The sequence below is a fragment of the Stenotrophomonas sp. pho genome (assembly GCF_006228405.1).
GTDB classification, from domain to species: domain Bacteria; phylum Pseudomonadota; class Gammaproteobacteria; order Xanthomonadales; family Xanthomonadaceae; genus Stenotrophomonas; species Stenotrophomonas sepilia.
This window is the reverse complement of sequence record NZ_CP029759.1, coordinates 2,244,004-2,266,851: the sequence shown is the minus strand read 5'-3', so window position 1 is coordinate 2,266,851 and position 22,848 is coordinate 2,244,004. Positions and strand designations below refer to the sequence as shown.

At 61.5% G+C, this 22,848-nt stretch carries 15 protein-coding genes and 5 pseudogenes; 16 read left to right on the top strand and 4 right to left on the bottom strand.

Annotation, left to right across the window (positions count from 1 at the left end; genetic code table 11):
• The first annotated feature begins 7 nt into the window (after positions 1-7).
• From hsp20-GI to DL544_RS10610, 9 genes and pseudogenes are all read left to right on the top strand, one after another.
• Complete coding sequence (gene hsp20-GI, locus DL544_RS10650) at positions 8-466, top strand: small heat shock protein sHSP20-GI (RefSeq protein WP_005409665.1); 459 nt, start codon at positions 8-10, stop codon at positions 464-466.
• A 22-nt stretch (positions 467-488) separates the two neighbouring features.
• On the top strand, positions 489-1,403 hold the full coding sequence (gene yfdX1, locus DL544_RS10645) for a heat resistance protein YfdX1 (RefSeq protein WP_139727092.1): 915 nt from the start codon (positions 489-491) through the stop codon (positions 1,401-1,403).
• Positions 1,404-1,504: 101 nt separating this feature from the next.
• Positions 1,505-2,392: a heat resistance protein YfdX2 gene (gene yfdX2 / locus DL544_RS10640; RefSeq protein ID WP_005409663.1), complete on the top strand. Its 888-nt coding sequence runs from the start codon at positions 1,505-1,507 to the stop codon at positions 2,390-2,392.
• Positions 2,393-2,481: 89 nt separating this feature from the next.
• Complete coding sequence (locus tag DL544_RS10635; RefSeq protein ID WP_005409662.1) at positions 2,482-3,093, top strand: HdeD family acid-resistance protein; 612 nt, start codon at positions 2,482-2,484, stop codon at positions 3,091-3,093.
• A gap of 79 nt (positions 3,094-3,172) precedes the next feature.
• Positions 3,173-4,318, top strand: coding sequence for a hypothetical protein (locus DL544_RS10630; protein WP_005409661.1), 1,146 nt, complete (start codon positions 3,173-3,175; stop codon positions 4,316-4,318).
• A pseudogene (gene trx-GI, locus DL544_RS10625) lies at positions 4,308-4,747 on the top strand (heat resistance system thioredoxin Trx-GI). The gene DL544_RS10630 and the pseudogene trx-GI overlap by 11 nt, the downstream one beginning before the upstream one ends.
• 3 nt (positions 4,748-4,750) lie before the next feature.
• Complete coding sequence (kefB-GI, locus tag DL544_RS10620) at positions 4,751-6,466, top strand: heat resistance system K+/H+ antiporter KefB-GI (RefSeq protein WP_005409659.1); 1,716 nt, start codon at positions 4,751-4,753, stop codon at positions 6,464-6,466.
• A complete protein-coding gene (psiE-GI, locus tag DL544_RS10615; protein WP_032961714.1) occupies positions 6,463-6,936 on the top strand; it encodes a heat resistance protein PsiE-GI in 474 nt (157 codons plus the stop codon). The genes kefB-GI and psiE-GI overlap by 4 nt, the downstream gene beginning before the upstream one ends.
• A gap of 61 nt (positions 6,937-6,997) precedes the next feature.
• A pseudogene (locus tag DL544_RS10610) lies at positions 6,998-7,807 on the top strand (IS3 family transposase); the annotation flags it as partial.
• 224 nt (positions 7,808-8,031) lie between these two features.
• On the opposite strand, the pseudogene DL544_RS10605 reads toward DL544_RS10610, so the two are convergent.
• Positions 8,032-9,308, bottom strand: a pseudogene (locus DL544_RS10605) (IS110 family RNA-guided transposase).
• 92 nt (positions 9,309-9,400) lie between these two features.
• Here DL544_RS10605 and DL544_RS10600 point away from each other — a divergent pair.
• From DL544_RS10600 to DL544_RS10590, 3 genes and pseudogenes are all read left to right on the top strand, one after another.
• A pseudogene (locus DL544_RS10600) lies at positions 9,401-9,721 on the top strand (integrase core domain-containing protein); the annotation flags it as partial.
• 38 nt (positions 9,722-9,759) lie between these two features.
• A pseudogene (locus DL544_RS10595) lies at positions 9,760-10,482 on the top strand (IS3 family transposase); the annotation flags it as partial.
• A 27-nt stretch (positions 10,483-10,509) separates the two neighbouring features.
• Positions 10,510-10,893: a TatD family hydrolase gene (locus DL544_RS10590; protein ID WP_080052373.1), complete on the top strand. Its 384-nt coding sequence runs from the start codon at positions 10,510-10,512 to the stop codon at positions 10,891-10,893.
• Between the two features lie 20 nt (positions 10,894-10,913).
• On the opposite strand, the gene DL544_RS10585 is transcribed toward DL544_RS10590, so the two are convergent.
• Positions 10,914-11,243, bottom strand: a complete 330-nt coding sequence (locus DL544_RS10585) for a hypothetical protein (RefSeq protein WP_005409652.1) — start codon at positions 11,241-11,243, stop codon at positions 10,914-10,916.
• A 102-nt stretch (positions 11,244-11,345) separates the two neighbouring features.
• Here DL544_RS10585 and DL544_RS10580 point away from each other — a divergent pair, with 102 nt between their 5' ends.
• A complete protein-coding gene (locus DL544_RS10580) occupies positions 11,346-11,672 on the top strand; it encodes a helix-turn-helix domain-containing protein (RefSeq protein ID WP_080354095.1) in 327 nt (108 codons plus the stop codon).
• A 78-nt stretch (positions 11,673-11,750) separates the two neighbouring features.
• On the top strand, positions 11,751-12,146 hold the full coding sequence (locus DL544_RS10575; protein ID WP_049426085.1) for a hypothetical protein: 396 nt from the start codon (positions 11,751-11,753) through the stop codon (positions 12,144-12,146).
• A gap of 219 nt (positions 12,147-12,365) precedes the next feature.
• Here DL544_RS10575 and DL544_RS10570 read toward each other — a convergent pair whose 3' ends face one another.
• Positions 12,366-13,259: a hypothetical protein gene (locus DL544_RS10570; RefSeq protein ID WP_125899029.1), complete on the bottom strand. Its 894-nt coding sequence runs from the start codon at positions 13,257-13,259 to the stop codon at positions 12,366-12,368.
• A 171-nt stretch (positions 13,260-13,430) separates the two neighbouring features.
• Here DL544_RS10570 and DL544_RS10565 point away from each other — a divergent pair, with 171 nt between their 5' ends.
• Positions 13,431-14,906 carry a competence protein CoiA family protein gene (locus DL544_RS10565; RefSeq protein ID WP_049450194.1) on the top strand — a complete coding sequence of 492 codons (1,476 nt, stop codon included), beginning with the start codon at positions 13,431-13,433 and terminating at the stop codon, positions 14,904-14,906.
• A 130-nt stretch (positions 14,907-15,036) separates the two neighbouring features.
• Positions 15,037-19,740, top strand: coding sequence for a type ISP restriction/modification enzyme (locus DL544_RS10560; protein ID WP_176556919.1), 4,704 nt, complete (start codon positions 15,037-15,039; stop codon positions 19,738-19,740).
• 98 nt (positions 19,741-19,838) lie between these two features.
• On the opposite strand, the gene DL544_RS10555 is transcribed toward DL544_RS10560, so the two are convergent.
• Positions 19,839-22,832 (bottom strand): Tn3 family transposase, encoded by a 2,994-nt coding sequence (locus DL544_RS10555; RefSeq protein WP_043033507.1) that lies wholly within the window; start codon positions 22,830-22,832, stop codon positions 19,839-19,841.
• Positions 22,833-22,848: the final 16 nt, after the last annotated feature.

The following is a 22,848-nucleotide window of genomic DNA, read 5'->3' as shown; positions in this document are numbered from 1 at the left end:
AACCGATATGTCTGCATTGACTCCGTGGGACCCCTTCCGGGAGCTGGATGAATTGCAAAACCGCCTGGCGACGATGTTGGGACGGACACCCCAGCGACAGGGCGCCCGTACCGGCAACGAAGCCATGACCACGGCGGACTGGGCACCAATGGTGGACGTCAGCGAGGATGAGAACGCATTCATCCTCAAGCTGGATCTGCCGGAGGTCCCCAAGGATGCCGTGCGCGTCAGCGCGGAAAACGGCGTGCTCACCATCAGCGGCGAGCGCAAACTGGAAAAAGAGGAGCAGGGCAAGAAGTTCCACCGCATCGAACGTGCGTATGGCCGCTTTGTGCGCAGCTTTGTCTTGCCTGACAACGTTGATCCGACCAAGGTGACGGCTTCGATGAAAGACGGCGTGCTGGAAGTGCGGCTTGTCAAGGCCGAGCAAGCCAAACCGAAACAGATTGAAATCTCAGTCAACTAACTTCAATCAGGAGCCCAAGATCATGAATATCAAACAGCCACAATACATCTTCTCCGCACTTGCCCTGGCGGTCGTCGTCGGACTGAGCGGACCGGCTCTGGCCCAATCGGCGGCAGGTTCTAACCCAGGTGCTGCAGCACCCTCTGCCGCATCCAAGGCGGCACAGCCACAGGTAGATGACAAGGTCGCCCGGGAAGCCGCGGGAAAGCGCGCCAAACTCGCCCAAGATGCAATCACTGCGCTGGCCAAGACCCATGAGGCATTGATCCTCCTTGATGCAAGGAAGACCAAGGAGGCGCTCGCTGCGCTGGAACTGGCCAGCGGAAAGCTGGAACTGGTATTGGCGCGTGACCCAAAACTTGCTTTGGCGCCCGTCGATGTACGCGTCATCACCCATGACATCCACGCCGACGTGGAATCGGTCAAGAAAGCGGTCAAGTTGTCTCGGGAGTTGTTGGATGATGGCGAGGTGCAAAAGGCACGGCCCATCGTCGCCAATCTTGCCAGCGAAATCGTGATCGAAACCGACAACCTGCCGATGGCAACGTACCCGGCAGCGATCAAGTCGGCCGCACGGCTCATCGACAGCGGCAAGATTGACGATGCCAAGGCGGTGCTCGCCCGAGCGCTGAACACGATGGTGATGACCTCGGTCGCCTTTCCTCTGCCCGTGCTACGGGCCGAAGCCGCGATGGCAAAAGCGGAAAAGCTGGCCGAGACCGGCAAGCGCAATGCCAAACAGAGCGAGGAGCTCAGCGCCCTGCTGGCCTACGTGCGCACGGAAATCGAGCTGGCGCAGATCCTGGGTTATGGCAAGAAGGCGGACTTCAAGCCCATCTTCGATCAGGTGAAGGCTATCGAGCAGAAATCCGCCGGAGGAAAAAGCGGCAAGGGGTGGTTCGACGAGTTGAAGATGCGCATCCAAAGGCTGTCTTGATGTGGTGAAGGAGCTGACTGCACCATCGGCTAGTCTCGCGATGGGCGCAGTCAGCCCAATAGATTCGCCTATTTTCACTAACTCATACGAGACATATCACCATGAATGAGCAAACATCGAATCCCAATGCGACGAACAAAGAAATAAACGAACAGGCCGCGGTAAGCAGCCTTCCTGTCAGTCCAGAGGCCAAGCCTGAAGTCGTCACGGAGGTACAGCCTGAGGTTCAGAAGGAAACGGACTCGCAGGCGGCAGACAAACGTAAACAAGTCCTCGATGAGGCCGTCTCGGCCTTGGCGCTGACCAAATCAGCGCTGGCCGCACTTGACGGCAAGGACGCTGCACGCGCATTGGCAACGCTGGCCGAAGTGACGGGAAAGCTGGAGCTGATCGTTGCGCGCGAACCCACGCTCGCCCTGGCCCCCGTTGATGTGCGCACCATCGTGCACGACCTGTTCGCCAACACGGACACCATTGAGGCGATGACCGACGAGGCGCTGGATGCCCTCAAACATGGCGAGGTGCAACAGGCACGTCACGTGCTGGCTTTGCTGGCCAGTGAGATCGTGATCGCGGTCACCAACATCCCTCTGGCGTCCTATCCCGCAGCCGTGAAGTCAGTCGTGCCGCTGATCGATCAGGGCAAGATCGAAGAAGCCAAAGCCGCGCTGCAGGCAGCGCTCAGCACGCTGGTCGAGACGCGCAGCGTGCATCCGCTGCCCGCCCTGCGCGCCAGGCTGCTCCTGAAGCGCGCCGAGCCCCTGGTAGAAGATGGTCAGCGCAGCGAAGCATCCAATGAGCGCCTGGAGACATTGTTGAACGAAGCCCGGCAGCAGTTGGAAATGGCAGAACTGCTGGGCTATGGAAAAAGGAAGGACTTTGAGTCCATGTACGATGAACTCAAGAAAATCAAGCAGAAGACGGGAGGGGGAGGCGGCGGAAAAGGCTGGCTCGATGAAGTCAAGGCAAAACTGTCCAGGTTGTTCTGAAACCGCTGGAGAGGGGGCGCATAGCGCCCCCTCTCTTGTCCCATGAGTGTTTGATTTTTCATCTCGTATAGGTCTTTAGGAGATATTGCATGAACACAGACACCATCGCCAATTCCAATGCGGATGACCCCACCAAAGCACTGTGTTCGCTGAGCCAAAATTGGTGGCTTTTTGCGCTGCGCGGTGTCTTGGCATTGATTTTCGCAGCCCTTGCGTTCTGGATGCCACAATCGGCTCTGTTGGCCACGACCTTAGTGTTCGGCGCATTCTCCTTGGTCAATGGCGCTTTCAACTTGGTTGCAGCGGTGCGCCATATCCAGAAAAAAGAGCGCTGGGGCTGGCTGCTGTTCAGCGGCATTGTCGGTATGCTTACCGGCGTTGTCGTCCTGGTTGCTCCTTTGGTCGCCACGATGGTCATGGCTTCTTTTTTATGGGCTAGCGTGGGGGTCTGGGCGATTTTCACCGGTGTGCTGGAGATATCCGCCGCGGTTCGGCTGCGTCAAGAAATCAAGGGTGAAATCTGGCTTGCCTTCAGTGGACTGCTCTCGATAGTCCTTGGCGCTATCGTCTTGTGGATATTTTTCTCCCGTCCGGCCGAGTCATTCCTGGCCGCAGGCTGGCTGCTGGGCTTCTATGCGGCAGTCTATGGTGTCACGCTTTTGTTCTTGAGTTGGCGTCTTCGCAGAACGCGCCAGGGATAAGAGCGGGTCAAACTAAATTCTATGGATATGAGCATTTTCGGTTCGTGCCTCCATAGAAATGACATCAAAGGAGTCATACATGCAGACGCAATATAGCTATCGAGCTGTCGACAAAGAGTTTCATGAACCATGGCAGAGAGCTTTGGGAAATGCGGTCGAGCACGCCCTCAAGCCATTGCTCGACAAACACACTAAAGATTCAGTGCGACTTCGAATCGTCCTTGATCGCGACAAGACCAAGCGGCAATTTCTGGCCAGTGGCTATATGCACCTGCCCGGCAGAAAGATTGTCAGCGTTACTGCATCACATGACGAGCTGACGCCCCTCGCGCAGATGCTCGCACAGTCGTTGTGCCGTCAGGCCAAGAAGCATTTTGACCGGCTGCATGCTCAGGACCAGATCAAGCGCAAAGCACGACGCGAGCGCTTGCGCGAGCTCAAGGTGCGAATTGCCGCAAAACCCGCGTCAGCCGCCCATGAGGCCAAAGTGACCCGAATGCCTCTACTGTCGAAACTTGAGGCTGTCGCAAGGCGTGAGCTGGCTTATCTGCGTGCCGTCGGCGATTTACCGCGCGATTATCCGACGCTGCGCGACGTGGTGGATGAAGCGATTGTCCAAGCTGAGGTGGAATGGCAATCCGTGCCGGAAGAAAAAGCGGCTTACTTCGGTCTTCTGAAGCATCTGTTCGCCGTGCTGGATCACGAAGTGGCAAACAGCCGGCAATTTGGCGAATTCGTTTCTCTGGACGCGCCGGTCGAAGCGGATGCCCAGGACGTCGCCGAGGCCATGGTGGAAGAGGAAGTCTTCGAATTTTATCAGCCCGATGACACACTCAGGCTGGCCGATATCATCGCTGACAGTCAGCATCCCGATGCCGCAACGATCGCGGAACAGCAGGAGCTAGTTGATCGGTCGAGCGAGTTCGCTTTTGCATTCGACCTGCTGAAGGACATGCCGCGTTTGTGGCGGCGCATTTTTCTGCTTATCCGTGTGGACGGGCTGGATGCCAGCAGCGTCTCTGAAATCCTGCTGATTCCTAGTAAGGAAGATACTGTCCAAAGGTGGCTCATGCAGGCCGAAGCGTTCATCGCTGCTCATTTGGAAGAGGCCGGAGTAAGCAAAGACGGGAACGATTGGCTCCAAGGCGTTGATTGGTCGGCATTGTCTGTGACCCGAAGCGCGGCAGCCTCACTGTGGTCCAAGGAGGCGAACCATGAAGAATGATCTTCACCTCGTCTGTCCGCATTGCCAGTCCATCAACCGCGTACCGACTGCGAAGCTATCGGAACATCCCAACTGCGGCCGCTGCCAGCAGCCCTTGTTCACGGGCGAACCCATCGAGTTGACCACGGCGACGTTCTCGCGCCACGTGGAGCGCAGCGACCTGCCACTGTTGGTAGATTTCTGGGCACCTTGGTGCGGGCCGTGCAAGATGATGGCCCGCAGTTCCAGCAAGCGGCGCGTCAGCTCGAACCCAGGGTCAGGCTGGCCAAGGTCAATACCGAGGCAGAACCCCACCTGGCCGCGCAGTTCGGCATCCGCAGCATTCCGACGCTCGCCCTGTTCCAAGGTGGGCGGGAGATCGGGCGTCAGGCGGGCGCCATGGGCGCGCAGGACATCGTGCGCTGGGCATCTGCACAGGTGGGGCGCTGACCGATGCAGGACTTGCTCGGCGCCACCCTGATCCTGCTGGCGGCATGCAGTCTCGCGGCGGTGGCGACGGCGGCGTTCAGAGTACCCGCCTTGCTGGGTTACCTCGCCGTCGGCGCCTTGCTGGGCCCGTCGGTCAGCGGTGTAGTCGCGCCGGGAGAAGCGCTTGATTTTCTGTCCGAGCTGGGCGTGGCCCTGCTGCTGTTCATGGTTGGGCTGGAGTTCTCCCTCGGGCACTTCTGGCTTTCCCGTAAAACCGTATTGGCGGCCGGCAGCTTGCAGATGATCGCTGTCGCCACGCCACTGACCTTGATGTTGATGTGGCTGGGACAGCCAGTTCAGTGCGCTGCGTTGCTCAGCACTGCGGCGGCCATGTCGTCCACGGCGCTGGTCAGCCGACAGCTGGCCGACCAAGGCGAGCTCACCACCCGCCACGGCCGCAGCGCCATCGCCGTGCTGGTCTTTCAGGACCTGGCCAGCGTGCCCCTGCTGGCCCTGCTGGCGATCTGGGCGCGCGGCGAGTCGCCGAAGATCGAGAGCGTGCTGCTCGAAGTGTTGGGCGTGCTGATGTTGTTCGCGGCAGCGGCCCTCGCCTCCCGTCGTCTGTTGCATGGCCTGCTGGGCTGGGTGGCGCGGCAGGGCCACGAAGAATCCTTCGTGCTGGTTTCCTTGTGCGTGGTGGTGGCTGCCGCCGCTGCTGCACACGCGGTCGGCGTATCCGCCGCCCTGGGTGCGTTTTTGGCCGGCATGGTGCTGGGCGAGAGCGACTTCCGTCACCACATGGAAAGCCACCTCAAACCGTTTCGCGATGTGTTGTCGGGGGTGTTCTTCGTGACCATCGGCCTGCAGTTGGACGGAGCGCAGATTCTTTCGGCACCACTGGCGGTGTTCGCGTGGCTGGCAGTGCTGGTACCGGTCAAGATCGGGCTCAACACCCTGGCCTTGCGGGCGACGCGCCTGTCCGCCTTCGATGCCTGGCGCACGGGCATAGCGTTGGGGCATGGCGGCGAGTTCGCCCTGCTGTTGTTGGGCATGGTCTTGCAGCAGCATCTGATTCCCGCGACCGTCGTACAACCCATGCTGGTCGCGCTGGTGCTCAGCATGGCCTTGGCACCGCTGCTGATCCGCCATCACGATGTACTTGCCCGGTTCTTGAGCCGCACCGGCGGCGTCATTCAGCCACCCCAGGCTGAAGAAGTTGAGATCACCGCGCAGACAGCGCGATTTCGAGACCACGTCATCATCTGCGGCGCAGGCGAGCTTGGCCTGACAGTCAGCGAAATTCTTCGACACGCGGGCGTGGCGCATCTGCTGCTGGAAGCAGACGAGCAGAAGGTCGAGGCCGCACGTGCCGCCGGCGCGCCGGTGTTCCATGGCGATGCCAGTCGCCCCGATACCTTGCTGGCTGCCGGGTTGGCGCAAGCGCGTCTGGTGGTGCTCACGTTCGACCATGCCCAGCAAGTGCTGCGCATCGCCCAGGCGATTGCCGAGCGCCGTCCGGCGCTGACCTTGTGGGTGTCATGCAGAAGTACGACCGCGGCCGATGCACTTCGCGCCATGCCCAACGTGCATGTACACCAGCAATCCTTTGCCGCGGCCCTTGGGCTGGCGGAACAGGTGATGTCGTCGCTTGGCATGTCGGCCGAGCTCGTCGAACGAAACATCAGTGCGATGCGCCGCCGTCTCGACAGCGGCAATGTCGCAGGGAGTCCATCTGCATGAAGTCAACAGGCCGCAATCCATTTCAGGTCTTCCGTGACCAATGGGCCATCATGAGTTTATACGATCGCTTCGAGCAGGTCGTCGCCCTCGTTCTGTCGGCGGTAATTGCCGTCATCATCGTGGTGTCGCTGTTCCAGCTCATCGCCATCGTCTTCACGCTGCTGGTCCTCGATGCCTTCAATCCCCTGGATCACAAGGTATTCCAGAGTGTGTTCGGCATGATCATGACGCTCTTGATCGCGATGGAGTTCAAGCATTCCATTGTGCGCGTGGCGCTGCGTCGGGACAGCATCATCCAGGTCAAGACCGTGATCCTCATCGGTCTGATCGCGCTGGCGCGCAAGTTCGTGATCCTTGACCCCGAGGCGAGCCCCGCAAAGATAGCCGCGCTGGCAGGCGCCACGCTGGCTCTGGGTGCGACCTACTGGCTGCTGCGCGAGCGCGGCGACCGCGCCGCCGAGACCTCTTGACCTGCCCCCACTGAGCCGTACCACGTGAAGCTGTAAAGTCCGTCAACCCGAGAGGACGGACATGCGCAAGAGTCGCTTCACCACCGAACAGATCATCGGATTCATCAAGCAGGCCGAGGCCGGCATGGCAGTCGCGGAACTGGGCCGCCAGCACGGCTTCAGCCCGCCAGCTTCTACGCCTGGCGGGCCAAGTACGGCGGCATGGAGGCCGAGGACGCCAAGCGCCTGAAGGAGCTGGAAGCCGAGAACAACCGGCTCAAGCGGTTGCTGGCCGACGCCCATTTGGACATCGAGGTGCTGAAGATCGGCTTCGGGGTAAAACGCTAGCCCCGCAACGCAAGCGCGAGGCAGTCCGACGCATGCTCGACCAGACGGTGTTGAGCGAGCGCCGGGCTTGCCGCCTTGCGGGGCTGTCCCGCGATGCCTTCCGCCACCCGCCCGTGCCGACGCCTGCCACCCAGGCACTGTCGGCACGGATCATCGAACTGGCCCAGATCCGCCGCAGGTTCGGCTATCGCCGCCTGCACGACCTGCTGCGCCCGGAGTTCCCAGACGTGAACCACAAGAAGGTCTATCGGCTCTACAGCGAGGCCAGCCTCGCCGTGCGCCGACGCAAGAAGGCCAAGCGCCCCCGCTTGAGCGACAGCCTCTGGCGATCGCTACGGCGCCCAACCAGGTCTGGAGCATGGACTTCGTCAGCGACGCCCTGGCCAACGCCCGGCGGCTCAAGTGCCTGACCGTGGCCGACGACTTCACCCACGAGTGCGTGGACATCACGGTTGACCATGGCATGGGTGGCGCCTACGTCGTCCGGGTCCTCGACCAGGCCGCCTGCTTCCGGGGCTACCCGCGGGCCGTACGCACGGACAACGTGCTAACTCTGGAGTCAACAACAAATTGGGAGCGAACGGATCCGCGGACGTCGCTGACGTCCGGTCAGGCAAGTCGCACCGCTATTTGCACCAAGTCCCGTGGGCTTCCACGTCTTCAGGGTCTCCTGGTCTGACCATAGTGAACACGAGGTCCAGAACGGCCTCGAACGTGCCTAAAACAGCATGGAGTCCCGTGGAAGGCCCGAGCATTATCTACAGGATCCTAAGAGGCCCCGACGGCCCTACGGAGAGGGGTCGATCCACGGGGTAAAGCATTTTCGAAGTAGCAGCGGTATTGGGTTTGTTGCTTGACCAGGCCATAGGCGACACGCGCCATCTTCGCGGCCACGGCAGTCAGTGCTTTTCTTTTGCGGTCGGCGTTGGATGGATCGTTCCGGATGTAGCGCTCGTACTTCTCCCGGAAGCTGTTCTCCCGCATCCGGATGGCCACTGTGGCGGCAAACCAGAAGGCGAAGCGAAGGCGCGCATTGCCGCGCTTGGACAGCCGCTCCTGGCCCTTGTATTGGCCTGATTGGCACTTGGCCAGATCGAGGCCGCAGTACTTCAGGAACTGGCGATGGTGGGCGAAGCGACGCAGGTCGCCAGCCTCGGCCAGAATGGTCAGTGCAAGCACAGGTCCAATACCCGGAATCGAACGCAGCGACTCATAGTCTGGGCGCCCCGAAAGGGTCTGGTGCGCCTGTTCCGCGAGCCGGTCGCGCTGCTGGACCAGCTCCTGGAAGCGCTGCAATTGCAGGCGGAAGCTCTGAACCTCGAGCGAGTCATCGGCGACAGGCAAGCCAATGCTTCGCAGGGCGATTTCATATAGTTCGCGTAGCCATGCCGCCTTGTTGACCTTGCGCCCACCAGGTCCCACGCCTCCTTGCGGAACGTCTCGTAGTCACGCTGTTGGATTGATGCCGCAGTAGGAAAGCGGAGCATGAAGCGGGCGAACCAGTCCGCATGTGCGCTGTCGAAGTAGCGCTCGATTTCGGGAAAGTACAGCGGCAGATAGTGCGTCATCAAGCTGTGCTGCAGTCGCGTCCTTGCCAGGCTGATCTGATAGTGAGTCTTGGACAGCTCCTGCAATCCGTGGTGCCCGGCCAGCAAGGGATCAATGTAGCGCAGCGTCATGCCCTGCTTGAGCAGTGCGAGAATCACGCGGGCATCTTTCGGGTCGTTCTTGTCCCATGAGTTGAACATTGCTTCGCGGTAGCGGGCGCCAGCGACTGATGAGACAAGGCAAACGTCGAAGCCTTCCGTGAGAAGCCGGAAAGCCAGCGTTCGATGGCAGTCTCCAGTGGGTTCCATGGCGATCCTGGCAGGCTGGGGTAATCCACGCAGCAGAGCGACCAGACGATCGTGCTCTTCCATCGAGCTGGCCATCCGAAACTGCTGCTGCTTGCCGTCAGGCGTTTCAATCAGGACGGCATGGTGACGCTTGGCAATATCAATCGCGACCCACGTGGCCGCAGGCGTAGCATTGGGCTGGGCAGTCATCGTCGGCAAGCTCCTGTGGTGTGTGAGAACCCTCAGGATGACCTTGGAGACGGTGGCTGCCCACGTCTTGGGGATGCTTCCAGATGTACTACGGCCCCGAGTTCACCAGCCGGGCCTTCATCGCATGGACGCAACGCCACGGCATCAAGCACCTGTTGATCGAGCCGGGCAGGCCCATGCAGAACGGCTACATCGAGAGCTTCAACGGCAAGTTCAGGGACGAGTGCCTCAACGAACACTGGTTCACCTCGCTCGCCCAAGCCCGCCAGGTCATCGCCGACTGGCGACGCGACTACAACCAGGTGCGACCACACAGCAGCTGCGGTCGAATCCCGCCTGCCCAGTTCGCTGCCAACCACCGAGCACAACAAGCCGACAACGCAGTAACCTTCAACCCCGGGCTTTATCAGTAATCACTGGTATGGCCAGTGGGGGCAGGTCAGCCGCGTGAATCCGCGAGATGCACGAGGACAGCCGTGGCACTCTCGGCGCCGGTCGCATGCACGAAGACCTGGTCGATCAGGGCGAGTCGGCCAGCTTGAACCGCGTGGCGCGACTGATGGCGGCCGAGGGTTTGCAGGGCTGGCCGCGCCCGAAGCGGCGCGGTCAGCGCGGACGGCCGGCGCTCACGCCTCCGGGCGTGCGCAACCTGCTGGAGCGGGACTTCACCGCACTGGAGCCGGAGACCAAATGGGTCACCGACATCACTGAGATCAAAACAGGACAAGGCAAGCTGTATCTATGCATCGTGCTGGATTTGTTCGACCAGCGCGTGGTGGGTTGGTCGATGCACCACAGGCAGGACCGGCACATGGTGATCCGGGCGGTGCAGATGGCGGTATGGCAGCGGCAAGGCGCGGAGCCGGTGATCCTGCATTCCGATCGCGGCAGTCAATTCCGAAGCGGCGACTACCAGCGGTATCTGTCGAGAAACGGCCTGGTCTGTTCGATGAGCGCGGTGGGACACTGCGGCGACAACGCGGCCTGCGAAGGGTTTTTCGGCGTGCTCAAGCGCGAGCGGATCTACCGCACGAAGTACCTGACACTCGATGCAGCGAAGACTGATGTGTTCGAATACGTCGAGCGGTTCCATAACCCGAGGATGCGGCGAAGAGTCGCCAGGCGCGATCGGGAGTTCCAAGCTCTTTCACAACCGTCCGTGATTTCGGGGTAGAACCCCTGCTCCAATGCAGGGGGCAAGATCCTCTCGTTACACAGCCGCCGCGCTAGCAAAGACGTTCTGAGTCGGCTGGCAGGGCATCCGAGCGCTGGAATTCCTATCCTTCATTGGTTCAGTGGTACGGCGAAAGAGGTCGACAAGGCGGTGGAGCAGGGATGCTGGTTCAGTGTGGGCCCAGCGATGCTAGGGAGTTCAAAGGGACGCGCTCTGGTGGATCGCATGCCAAGGGAGAGGGTGCTCACCGAATCCGATGGTCCGTTTGCGCAATTTGATGGCCGCTCTATTCTTCCGTGGGAGGCGTCGTTCGCCGTACTCGGATTGAGTGCTGTGTGGGCAGTGCAGCCCGCGGAAGCAGAGCAGCAACTTGCTGAGAATCTGATGCGCTTAGGCTCGGCACCGTTCTAGAAGTGCCTCCGAGCGCACGGTCAGCCGTCGCGGAGGCGAGCAGACGCCTTGTCGATGAAGAGTGACATCTCCAACCGGGAGGACAATGCCCCGGGCGGCACATCCGTAGCTAGTTTTTGGGCAAGCACCGATGCCAGAGCCATCTGGGCATCAGTTGGTGCTTTTATGTCCCAGTCCAAGGCTTCAGACAGTGCGCTGGTCAAGTGCTTGCCAAGCCTAATGTTGAATCGCTCACGCGCGGTCGCCTCTCGCAACCGGGCCCATTGACGAACGAGGGCGCGCTCGTCCGACTCCGAGATCGGGACCTCGAGGGCTATGCCGTGCTCAGGTGCGACCAGATAGAGGCCCATGAAGCAGTTGGATCCTTGAAGACTTGACCGGATACTAAGTATATCTTAGTGTGAAAGCGTGGACGCTTGCGCCATCCTATGGTTCCAACCGTAGGGGGCCCAGTGTCCGACACCTCGCGTCCGATCTTTGCCCGGAGACTGGCCGAAGCCCGCAAGCGCGCGGGTTTTTCCCGGGCTCAGCTTGGCGTTTTGGCCGGTATGGAGCCTGAAGTGGCGAGCCCTCGCGTCAACCAGTACGAACGCGGCGTGCATGAGCCTCGCGCCGAGATGGCGAAGAAGCTTGCGGAAGCCTTGAATGTCCCTGCTGCGTTCTTGTACACCGAGGACGAAATGTTGGCCAAGCTGCTCCTACGCTGGAATGATCTCAGCAAGACGCAGAAGCGCGATCTGGTGAAGCAGGTCGAGCAGTCAACTGCCACAAGCAAGTGACGGCCGAACCGGCAGTGCGCGCCTTCCAGTCGGACGATGAGTCGGGAGACGTGAATGCCTGACGTTCGGAACGAATCCGTGAGGGTCGCTTTTACCTCCGAGGAGAAGCGCAAGCTTGTCGAGTCCGCCCGCATAGAAGGCCGATCACTCGCTGACTACATCCGCGAGCGTGTCCTTGCGGAATGCCGAGTAGAGGACGAGGTGTTACATTTCCTGCTAAACGACTTGGCTCGCGCAGCGATGCCGCTGCAACGTGCCGGAACCGGTCAGCCCGATCCGGACGACGCTAGTGCGCCACAAGAACTGCCGGAGCAGCAGCGCGCACGCATAGCCAAGGAAGTGCGGGCTTCATTGTCTGGCGAGCAGATCGAAGCTTTGTCCCAGTTCTTGAATCCTGCGTTCGAGCGAGGGCTTTGGCCCGGCCCCGCGCCGCGAAATGGGAGGATGGAAGATGGGCAGCCAGGATCCAAATGATTCCCTGTCCAATGGTCCAACGAGCTTCATCTGCATCCGGTAGACGGTGGCCGTTGGATCGGGGTGGTATACGGAAAGATGCCAACCGGATGGACACTGGGCGGCTGTCAAGTATCGACACCGTATGTGGCCGATGTACCGATTAGGCCATCTGCCACATGATGCAGCCATACGCGATTAGGGGACGTTTATCGGGGTAGGGCGGCTGAGCCCACTCCTTCAGCCTGCATCTTGCGCGTTAAGCAATGACCGCCCGACAAGGCGCACCGGGTCAAACGAGAACACGTGCTCCAGCGGCGCATCATGGCAGCGACCAACCAATCGGTCAGGAAACGCGGCCCGTCCGTAATCCAGATCCACCTCGGCCGAGCAGATCGGGCACGTGCCCCAGTGGCGCACGACGGAGAACTCTCGGGACTTCAACTTTCGACCTGGCGCCGGCATGGTGCGGAGCTGACCGTAGAGCTCGCTCAGCGCCAGGAACGAGGGCTCCGCTATGGTTACCCGCTGTGTGGGCAGAAGGATCACCGGCCGCAACAACCACCAGAGCCCGGCCGTCACCAGCATCACCAGGCCGAGCTGGGCCAGTGTCGCGGTGGTCACCGCGTGGCCACGGCTCCATGAGGTGTACAGCCAGAACCAGACGAGTCCGATGAGCACCATGTTCAAGGCCGCGGTTCCGATAAGCACGTAGCCGCGCCAGGACTGCACCGGGAATGGCCGGCTGCCCACCAACAGCCGGAGCCATAGCGCTGGCTTGGCTGGATCCATCTGGTAGCGGATCTTGGTCGGATCGGCCTCTGGTGGCGCGACGTCCTCCTCGGGCTCCGCTTCGGGCGTCGGGCGGAAATCGAAAGACAGCCGAGAGGGCAGGCCACGGCCGCCCCCTTTCTTGACCACGAGGTAAGGGGTAAGGGCAGAGCCTGCCTGAGCGCACCGCTGTCGAAGCTGTTCCTGTCGCGATTCCCACCAGTTCCCCAGCTCGGCCGCCCGGAATACCTTGGACTGGCCATCGCCAGTTCCTTCCAACTGCTGAAAGAGCGCCCGAAGGGTAGTGGTGTCCGTCTCGGGGGGCGGCTCGCCGCGCGAGATGGCGGTCAGGGTCGTGTCCATGACCTCCCGAAGGACCCGGGCATTGCGCTGCTGTCCCCCCTCCCGATCCAGCCATTCAAGCGCCAATTGGAGGGATTCAACCTGTGGATTACCCGTTTGGGCGGGTTTAGATCTGTTTGCGTCCATGGCCTGCCGCGAATTTCTGCTTTCCCTCCGATCAAGGAAAGCGCCATGGACACCATCCCAGAGCCGTTCTCACTTCGCAATCCGTCGGGCAACCCGCTGGCGCGGCGTGGCGGGTTCCGCGTCCCGTTTGGCCTGAAGGATGGCCGTGTCTGGGCCCCCAGCGAGGTGTCCAAAGGCAAGGCGTGCGGCTGCATCTGCCCGGGGTGCCATGCCCCGCTGTCGGCCAAGGCCAAGGAGAGTCGCCGCAAGCGCCCCCACTTCGCCCACCTGACTGACACCGGCTGCCAGACGGGTCGTGAAACCGGAATTCACGAACGGGCCAAGCAGCTGATCGCAGACCACCAGCGGCTGGTGATCCCGGCCTGGACCGGCGACCCGATCGACATGCCCAACCCGCCGCATGCCCGTGACGACGATGGCCGGCTCCACTGGGGGCGGAAGGTCGACCAGCCGAGCCGCAGCATGTCGTTGCGCGACATCGAGATCGAGCGATCGCTGGGCAGCTACAAGCCCGATGTCGTTGCCCGGGATGAGGTGGGCGAGTTGCTGATCGAGATCCGCGTGACCCATGCCGTTGGCGACATCAAGGCGGCGCGCGTCCAGGCGCAGGGCCGGAGGATGGTCGAGATCGACCTGTCCCAGCTGCACCGCGACACTCCCCACGACCTGGCCGCCTTCGAGCACGCCGTGCTCGATGACGCTGCCAATCGCAGTTGGATCTCCTGTCCCGAGGCGGTAGCGGAGTGGGGGGCTTCCAAGCAGGAACTGGACGAGCAGGTTGCGGCGAGGAACCAGCAGATCGCACAGCTGCGGGAGCAGATGGCCAAGGCGGCCCAGGCCCGCAAGGAACGCGAGGCCCAGGAGACCAGGGACAAGGAGGGCCGGAAGGCCTACATGCGCCGCCAGGAGCGTGCGAGACACGCTGAGGACCTGGGCCATCTCATGGAACTGACCTCGCCTGAGCGGATCGAGCGGATCCTGCGCGAGTATCGGGTCAGCGCGGAAGACCGCGTCAGCGAGCTCCTGGACGCCGTGCCAGCGGCGATTCGGTCCGCCTGCCTTCGAGCCCATGAAGATGCCTGGATCTTCGGAGTGGACCCGGTTCTTTGGCAGCTCCTGGCCCATGACCACTTCGTGGCAAAGCGGTCCCCGGGTGATCGCTTCAACCAGAGGGACGTCGCCGCGTGGGTCCGGCGTAGCTTCTACCCAGAGAGGGCGCTGTACAGGCTCTTCGTCACCCAGTACGCCGCCCGCGCCGAGGCCCAGCGCGCAGGGTTCGCCAAGAGAAGGCTGGCTTACTGGGTTTTCACCGACGAAGAGAACGAGCGGATTCCGAACTTCTACACGCCCGTCAACGACTTCGTCGACAGGCTGGAGTCCGCCCGGGTCATCCGACAACTGCCGGCGCCCAGGGGCGAGTGCGAAGTCCTTCCACCGCCCGCCGGTGGCTGGCACCCGGTCGCCTACGTGGATCCGGGCAACGATTCCGGTGACCGATCATCCTCGCTTGTCGCCCTTTGAGCCGGCGGCACCTAGAATCGAGGTCTGGAGGGGCACGCGATGCCATGAATGTCATTGATTTCAAATGGCGTGGGAGTCCTGTCGCCCCCTTTCTTCCTTCGATTCACCGTTTTGCCAGGATCCGGAATCTGTGACCGTACTTGAGACTCTGCTCGACACCCTGCGCCAGTCCTCGATGACCGAGCGCGAGAAGGGCACCTACTTCGAAGAATTGATCCTGGCCTACCTGCGCAACGAGGCCACCTACCGCGACCTGTATGCCAAGGTCTGGACCTGGTCCGACTGGGCGCCCGCCCACGGCTTCAGCGCGAAGGATGACGGCATTGACCTGGTCGCCGAGGAAGCCGGAACCGGCGCGATCCACGCCATCCAGTGCAAGTTTTACGACCCGGACTACCGGCTGCAGAAGAAGGACATCGACAGCTTCTTCACCGCCTCGGGCCGCAAGCCATTCGCGCACCGGGTCATCGTTTCCAGCACCGACCACTGGTCCGACAATGCCGAAAACGCGCTGATCGACCAGCAGCCGCCGGTCAGCAAGATCACCCTGCACGATCTCGAAGCCAGCCAGATCGACTGGTCGCGCTTCCAGCCCAACGCCCCGGTCGCGCTGAAGGCGAAGAAATCCCTGCGCCCGCACCAGCAATCCGCGCTCAAGGCGGTCACCGCCGGGCTGCAGGACGCAGACCGCGGCAAGCTGATCATGGCCTGCGGCACCGGCAAGACCTTCACCAGTCTCAAGATCGCGGAAAGCATGGCTGGCAAGGGCGGCCGCGTGCTGTTCCTGGTGCCCAGCCTGTCGCTGCTGCAGCAGACGCTGACCGAGTGGACCCAGGAAAGCGCGATTCCCCTGCACAGTTTCGCGGTGTGTTCCGACAGCGACGTCGGCAAGAAGAAGGGCCGCAAGGAGGACGACGCCGTCCAGACCCTCGCCCACGAACTGCGCTACCCGGCCACCACCGACGCCCGCGCACTGGCCAAAGGTGTCGCCGCGCGCAGCGACAACGCGCACATGACCGTGGTGTTTAGCACCTACCACTCCATCGAGGTCATCCACGACGCCCAGCAGCAGGGGCTGGCCGATTTTGACCTGATCGTCTGCGACGAGGCCCACCGCACCACCGGCGCCACCTTCGAAGGCGACGACGAATCCGCCTTCGTGCGCGTGCACGACGCCGCCTACATCCGCGCCGGCAAGCGCCTGTACATGACCGCCACCCCGCGCATCTACGGCAACGAGGCCAAGGCCGTGGCCGAGCGCGACAACGTGGCGCTGTACTCGATGGACAACGAGGCCTGGTACGGCAAACAGCTGTTCGTCATCACCTTCTCGGAAGCCGTCAAGCGCGGCCTGCTGGTCGACTACAAGGTCATCGTGCTGGCAGTCGAGGAAAGCCACATCAATCGCCGCCTCCAGACTCTGCTGAAGGACGAGAACAACAGCCTGCGCGTGGACGATGCCGCCAAGATCGTCGGCTGCTGGAAGGCGCTGGCCAAGCTCGGCATCCACGAGGGTGCCGGCGAAAGCGCAGAACCGATGAAGCGCGCGGTCGCGTTCTGCCAGGTCATCGAGCCCAGCCGGGGTGGCAAGACCCACAAGGTCAGCTCGAAGGAAATCGCCGACATGTTCAAGGCGGTCGTGGACGCCTACCAGGACGCCGAGGACATCGAAGACGCCGCGCGCATGACCTGCGAGGCCAAGCACGTCGACGGCAGCATGAACGCCGGCGAGAAGGAAGCGAAGCTTGACTGGCTCAAGGCACCCACGCCACCGGACACCTGTCGCGTGCTGAGCAACGTGCGCTGCCTTTCCGAAGGCGTGGACGTGCCGGCGCTGGACGCGGTGCTGTTCCTCACTCCGCGCAACTCGCAGGTGGACGTGGTGCAGTCGGTCGGCCGGGTGATGCGCAATGCCCCGGGCAAGCAGCGCGGCTACGTGGTGCTGCCGGTGGTGATCCCTGCCGGCATCGAGCCGCACGAAGCGCTGAACGATAACCGCACCTATGCAGTGGTCTGGCAGGTGCTGCAGGCGTTGCGCAGCCATGACGACCGCTTCGACGCGATGGTCAACAAGCTCGACCTCGTCGGCCCGGACCGCAGCCGGATGGAAGTCGTCGCCGTCGCCGACACGGTGCAGCGCAAGACCGCGCGGCTGCTGGACGGCAATGCCCGCAAGGCGGCCAAAGCCAAGAGCAGGCACAGTATCGGTGAAGCCCAGCCCGGCTACGAAGCCGAAGTGCAAAGCGAATTCGAGTTCGAGATCGGCGAAGTCGAGCGCGCGCTCTACGCCAAAGTGGTCGAGAAGTGCGGCAACCGCCACCATTGGGAGGACTGGGCCAACGACATCGCCAAAATCGCGCAGACCCACATCGACCGTATCAAGGCGCTGCTGGAAGACCCCAGTCAGGCCAAGGCCCGCGAAGCCTTCAGCGCCTTCGCCAACGAACTGCGCGACGACCTCAACGACAAGGTCTCGGACGCCGAGATCATCGAGATGCTGGCCCAGCACCTGATCACCAAGCCGGTGTTCGACGCGCTGTTCGCCGACTACAGCTTCGCCAGCCACAACCCGATGTCCAAGGCGATGCAGGCCGTGCTCGACGTACTCGACGAACTGCACCTGGAGAAGGAAGCCGACACCCTGCAGGCGTTCTACGACAGCGTGAAGCTGCGCGCCGAAGGCATCAACAGCGCCGCCGGCAAGCAGAAGATCGTGGTCGAGCTGTACGACAAGTTCTTCCGCAACGCCTTCCCGAAGATGACCGAGCGCCTGGGTATCGTCTACACCCCGGTGGAAGTGGTGGACTTCATCCTGCACAGCGTGAATCACTTGCTGGAGCAGGAGTTCGGGCAGACCCTCGGCAGCAATGGCGTGCACATCCTCGACCCCTTCACCGGCACCGGCACCTTCATCACCCGTCTGCTGCAGTCCGGCCTGATCAAGCCGGAAGAGCTGGATCACAAGTACCGGCACGAGATCCACGCCAACGAACTTGTGCTGCTGGCCTACTACATCGCCGCGATCAATATCGAGGCCACGTATCACGGCATCGCCGGCGGCGACTACGTGCCCTTCGAGGGTATCTGCCTGACCGACACCTTCCAGATGTACGAGAAGGAGGATCTGGTCGATGCGCTGCTGGTGGACAACAGCCAGCGGCGCAGGCGGCAGAAGACGCTCGACATTCGCGTGATTGTAGGCAATCCGCCGTATTCGATCGGACAAGGCAGCCAAAACGACAACAATCAGAACATCGGCTATCCGGCGTTGGATGCACGCATCGCGGAAACCTATGCCGCACGCTCAGGCGCGGCGTTGTCCAAGGGGCTTTACGACAGCTACGTCCGTGCCATCCGCTGGGCCAGCGACCGCATCGGCAATGCCGGCATCATCGGTTTCGTCACCAATGGTGGCTATCTAGAGAAGGCCGCCATGGACGGGGTGCGGCGCTGCTTAGTGGCCGAGTTCTCCAGCCTGCATGTATTCAATCTCCGCGGCGATATCCGCAAGAACATGCTGAGCAAAGGACAAGCGAAGGAAGGTCAGAACATTTTCGGAAGCGGCAGCATGGCGGGCATTGCCATCTCACTTCTGATCAGAAATCCTGAAGCCAATCAGCGTGGTCACGTCTACTACCACGATATTGGTGACGATCTAAGCCGCGATGAGAAGCTGGGCAGGATAGAAGCCTATGCCAGCGTCGACGGTATTCCCGAACAGGAATGGCAGCACATCATCCCGGATGCGCATGGCGACTGGCTGAAGCAGCGCGATGACAGCTTCGGGCGTTTCATCTCGCTGGGCGACAAGAAGGGCGACGCGTCCAAGATGTTCGACAACTTCTCGCTAGGCGTGGCCACCAACCGAGATGCCTGGGCCTACAGCCATAGCAAGGCCAAGCTTGCGGAAAACATGCGCAACATGATCGGCTTCTACAACGCCGAAGTGGCGCGCTTCGATGCCGCGCATATTGGACTGGACACCAAGGCGCGGCAGGAGCGCGTGGACGGATTCATTGACAGCGACCCACTCCGCATCAGTTGGACTCGCGCGCTCAAGCAGAACTTGACCAAGAATCGCACCTACACATTCGATGCCGAGTGCATCGTTCCCAGCCTGTATCGCCCGTTCACCAAACAATGGCTGTACTTCAATCGGACTTTCAACGAGATGGTGCTGCAGATGCCGCGCATCTTCCCAGATGCTGCTGCAAAAAACGTAGTAATTCAGCTAAGCGGAGCTGGAGCACGATCTGGATTTTCCGCGATTATTTCTGGCCATATACCGTCCCTTGACACCATTGAGAAGGGCCAGTGTTTTCCGCTCTATCTCTACGATGAAGCCGCCCAACAATCCGATGACGGCCTGTTCGCGAGCATTCCCAATGATGGCCCACGCCGACGCGAGGCCATCACCGATGCCGGCCTCGCGCATTTCCAGTCCGCCTATCCGGGCGAGACGATCAGCAAGGAAGACCTGTTCTATTACATCTACGGCCTGCTGCATTCCCCCGACTACCGCGAACGCTATGCCGACAACCTGAGCAAGGAGCTGCCGCGCATCCCGCGTGTGCGCACGGCACAGGATTTCTGGCATTTCAGCCGCGCCGGCCGCGACCTCGCCGCGCTGCACCTGAACTACGAAACGGTGGACAAGTACCCGCTCACCATCGAGACCAAGGGCAAGCTGTTGGATGCCGACTACCGCGTCGAGAAGATGAAGTTCGCCAAGAAGAAAGACCCGGACACCGGCAAGTCCGTCAACGACCGCGGCACCGTGATCTACAACGGCAAAATCACACTGCGCGACATTCCCGAAACCGCATGGGGCTGAAGAGGGTCGGCAGGGAATCATTACGTACAGGGCCAAAAGCTGCCTAAGCGACTGAATTTCAAAGTTGATTGCTCGTCTCTCGATCAGGTTCTCCCCATCTATGGGGTCTGTTCAAGCACCTTGGCTGTGTAGCTCAGCGGCGCCACTTCCCTTTCAAGATCCAGGTGGTAGTCGCCGAAGCGATTGATGTGGCTGGTCCGATAAGGCGACAGGCCGGCCAGGATCTCGGGCGTCAGTTCAATCCCCTCCTTCCTCATCTCGGCCAAGGTCCGGCTCATGCCTTCCACGTTGTGGAGGATGATCATGTTGGCCACCAGCTGGCTGTACTTGATGATCTTGCGCTGCTCGTGTTGGACGTTCTCAGCAATGATCCCCTGGCTGCCAAAGAACACCCATTTCACGAAGCCGTTGTATTCCTCGCTCTTGTTGGTGGCAGCATGGATCGTTTTGCGGATCTCATTGTCATCAATGTAGCGCAGCAAGAACAGCGTTCGAACGGCCTTGCCAAGTTCCCGGAAGGCGAAGTACAGCTTGTTCTTCCGGCTGTAGGTGCCCAGCCGGCGCAGGATCGAGGACGCGGTGATCTTGCCCAATCGGATTGAGATCACCACCCGCAGCATGTCGTGGAGATGGGTGGCGATCAGTTGCCAGTCGATGCTGTCCCCGAACAGTGCCTGGATGTTCTTATAAGCCCTACCCGGTTCGGGCCGAAAGAATGTCAGGTCCTTGATGTTCCGGATCCGGGGCATCAGCTGGATGCCCAGCATGTGGGCCAGGCCGAAGACCGGATAGCTTTGGGCCTGCGTGTCGCCATGGACGATCTCAGGCTGGATGTCGGAAGTGTTGGCCAACAGACCGTCGAGGATGTAGATGCCCTCGTGCACGCCACAGGGAATGAAGTGGCTGAACGGCGCTACGTATTTGTCGGACACGTGGCAGTAGCCGATGCCACCGTAGCCGCCGTAGCGGATGTGATACTCCGACAGCAGGTTGTCCTCGTAGACGCTCCACTTCGTGCCATCAGCTGATGCGCTCTTGCCGCTGCCCCAATAGCCAGGCAGGTCGAATCTGTTGTAGGTATTGATGACCTCCACGATGGCCTTCTCAAGCACATCCTCGGTCACGTATTTCAGGTTGAGCCAAGCGACTTGGCGCCGGCTGAAGCCCTTGATCGACCGCGCCGTCTGCGTCGGCCCCAGGTTGCAGCCATAGCAGAATAGCGTGGTGATCACACGTCGGGGCAGATCTTCGACCTGGCTCTCGGTGCCGGCGATCGGGCGGAAGAAACGGTGCAGATCCAGCCATTGGCTGGCATCGATCAGGACATCGACGATGCTGGATTCTGGAAGCCGTTCGGCGATGAGGCGATCCACCGTGGTAATCGCGCTGGAGACTTCGGCGCGTTGCCCCTTCCGCAGCACCAGGCGCCCATCCAGGATGTCCGCATGTACGTTCTCCGGGAAACGCGCGTCGACCTCATCGGCCAGGGAGGTCAGTTGTGCACGTAATCCCGCCACGAAAGACTCGGCGTCGGTGGGCAGGCCTGACACCTGGCCGTAGGCTTCCAGTTCCTGGGCCAAGGTGGCTTCATCGACCAGCTGCTCACGGTAGTCATCAAACCGTTCGCTGCTGGGAATGAAGAGATCTCCGGACTTCAGTTCGTCCTTGACCTGCACCAGCACGGCCAGCTCGAAGTACTTACGGTGCATCCAGCCGGCGCCGGCTGCACTGGCCCGCTTGCCGAACACGTGCTGACACCAGAGCTTGGACATCCAGTCAAAGTCCTTTTCCGGGTCCAAACCGAGGGAGGCGACCTCGATCAGCTCACGGCGCTGGTTGCGCAGCGAGAGCACCGCTGCGATCAGCGGCTCCATGCCGGCGTCGTGGCTGGTCGCCCGAAGTTTCATCAGCTCCAGCCCATTGAACAGCAGCGGCCTGACCGCGCCATAGGGCTGCAGCATGAAAGGCAGGTAGTTCTTCCCGGCGTAGGCCATATGTTCTTCGCATTCGGCCAGCAAGGTCGACACTTCCGCTTCCAGGCTGTTGTCGATGGCATCCACGCGCTGACTATCGCTGCCGTCTAGCTGATAGGCCTGCAGGATTTCCTTGAGCTGGCCGATGAGGAAGTCGGCCCGTTTGGCATGTTCGAGCTGGTAGGCCAGCAATTTCTGCTGGGCCGTGTTCTCCAGCCCGCGCACCTGCTTGATGAACAACTCGGCTGCATCATCCAGTGTCTTGGCATGCTGGGCGCGAATGAAGATGGTGGCCAGCGCATAGCGCTTGTCCGGAGCCAGTTCGGCCAGCTCGCTGGCGTCATAGGCCCGAGCCATTGCACGGAACTGCTTGAGCTTGGGCACCGGCACATCGATGGGAGGCAGCTGGTCGGCCAACTGCTGCAGCATGCGGATGTGCTGCAGGTAGAACCGAACTTCCTTGTTGGTGGGCCGGCCGGGCTCGCGCTTGAGTGATTGCCAGCCGGTGAACCTGGACCCTTCCGGTGCGCGCAGCAGTTCGTCGATGAGCGTGCGCGTGGCAGGCGTCAGCGCGTGGCTGATGCTGCGGTAGTAGCCCAGATTGACCCGCTCACGGGCGCCGATGGCGGCCAGCTCCAGAGTGCGGAAACCGGGCAGTTCGTAGCGATGGTGCACCAGCTCTTCGAGCAGGACGTTCACGATGTCCGGGATGGTGTGCTTGGTCTGGGCTGCTCCGGTGGCCACTGTGTCCAGCCAAGCCAAGCCCGATTTATCCAGGGGACGTACCCCGATGAATTGCCGAAGCTGCGGCATATGCCGGCGCTGGCTACCGGAAGCGTCGTAGCGTTCGAGCTGGTCGGTGTCCAATACGCGCCCGAGTCGGGCGGCCTTGGCGATGTGCTTCCGGATCCGCTCGGGTACGTCGGCCAACAGCGTGAAGTAGCCCAAGCGTTGGAAGAGCTTGAGATGAATCAGTACCGCCAGCTGCGGACCCGGCTGGGTGGTCAGCTGCTTGGCGAATGCAATCTCAGCGGCGGTCGGGGTATAGATCTCCTCCAGTTCCTTGGCGGTGGGATCAGGCTTCAGTCGCGGGTAGGCGGTCTCGTGAAGGGTAGCCATTGGATCCGGAGGGTGT

What these genes read in the sequence shown, in the direction of transcription:
- DL544_RS10570 (WP_125899029.1), bottom strand. Translation starts at nt 13,259, where the DNA reads ATGGACACGACCCTGACCGCCATCTCGCGCGGCGAGCCGCCCCCCGAG.
- yfdX1 (WP_139727092.1), top strand. Translation starts at nt 489, where the DNA reads ATGAATATCAAACAGCCACAATACATCTTCTCCGCACTTGCCCTGGCG.
- yfdX2 (WP_005409663.1), top strand. Translation starts at nt 1,505, where the DNA reads ATGAATGAGCAAACATCGAATCCCAATGCGACGAACAAAGAAATAAAC.
- hsp20-GI (WP_005409665.1), top strand. Translation starts at nt 8, where the DNA reads ATGTCTGCATTGACTCCGTGGGACCCCTTCCGGGAGCTGGATGAATTG.
- DL544_RS10635 (WP_005409662.1), top strand. Translation starts at nt 2,482, where the DNA reads ATGAACACAGACACCATCGCCAATTCCAATGCGGATGACCCCACCAAA.
- psiE-GI (WP_032961714.1), top strand. Translation starts at nt 6,463, where the DNA reads ATGAAGTCAACAGGCCGCAATCCATTTCAGGTCTTCCGTGACCAATGG.
- DL544_RS10630 (WP_005409661.1), top strand. Translation starts at nt 3,173, where the DNA reads ATGCAGACGCAATATAGCTATCGAGCTGTCGACAAAGAGTTTCATGAA.
- DL544_RS10555 (WP_043033507.1), bottom strand. Translation starts at nt 22,832, where the DNA reads ATGGCTACCCTTCACGAGACCGCCTACCCGCGACTGAAGCCTGATCCC.
- DL544_RS10585 (WP_005409652.1), bottom strand. Translation starts at nt 11,243, where the DNA reads ATGGGCCTCTATCTGGTCGCACCTGAGCACGGCATAGCCCTCGAGGTC.
- kefB-GI (WP_005409659.1), top strand. Translation starts at nt 4,751, where the DNA reads ATGCAGGACTTGCTCGGCGCCACCCTGATCCTGCTGGCGGCATGCAGT.
- DL544_RS10565 (WP_049450194.1), top strand. Translation starts at nt 13,431, where the DNA reads ATGGACACCATCCCAGAGCCGTTCTCACTTCGCAATCCGTCGGGCAAC.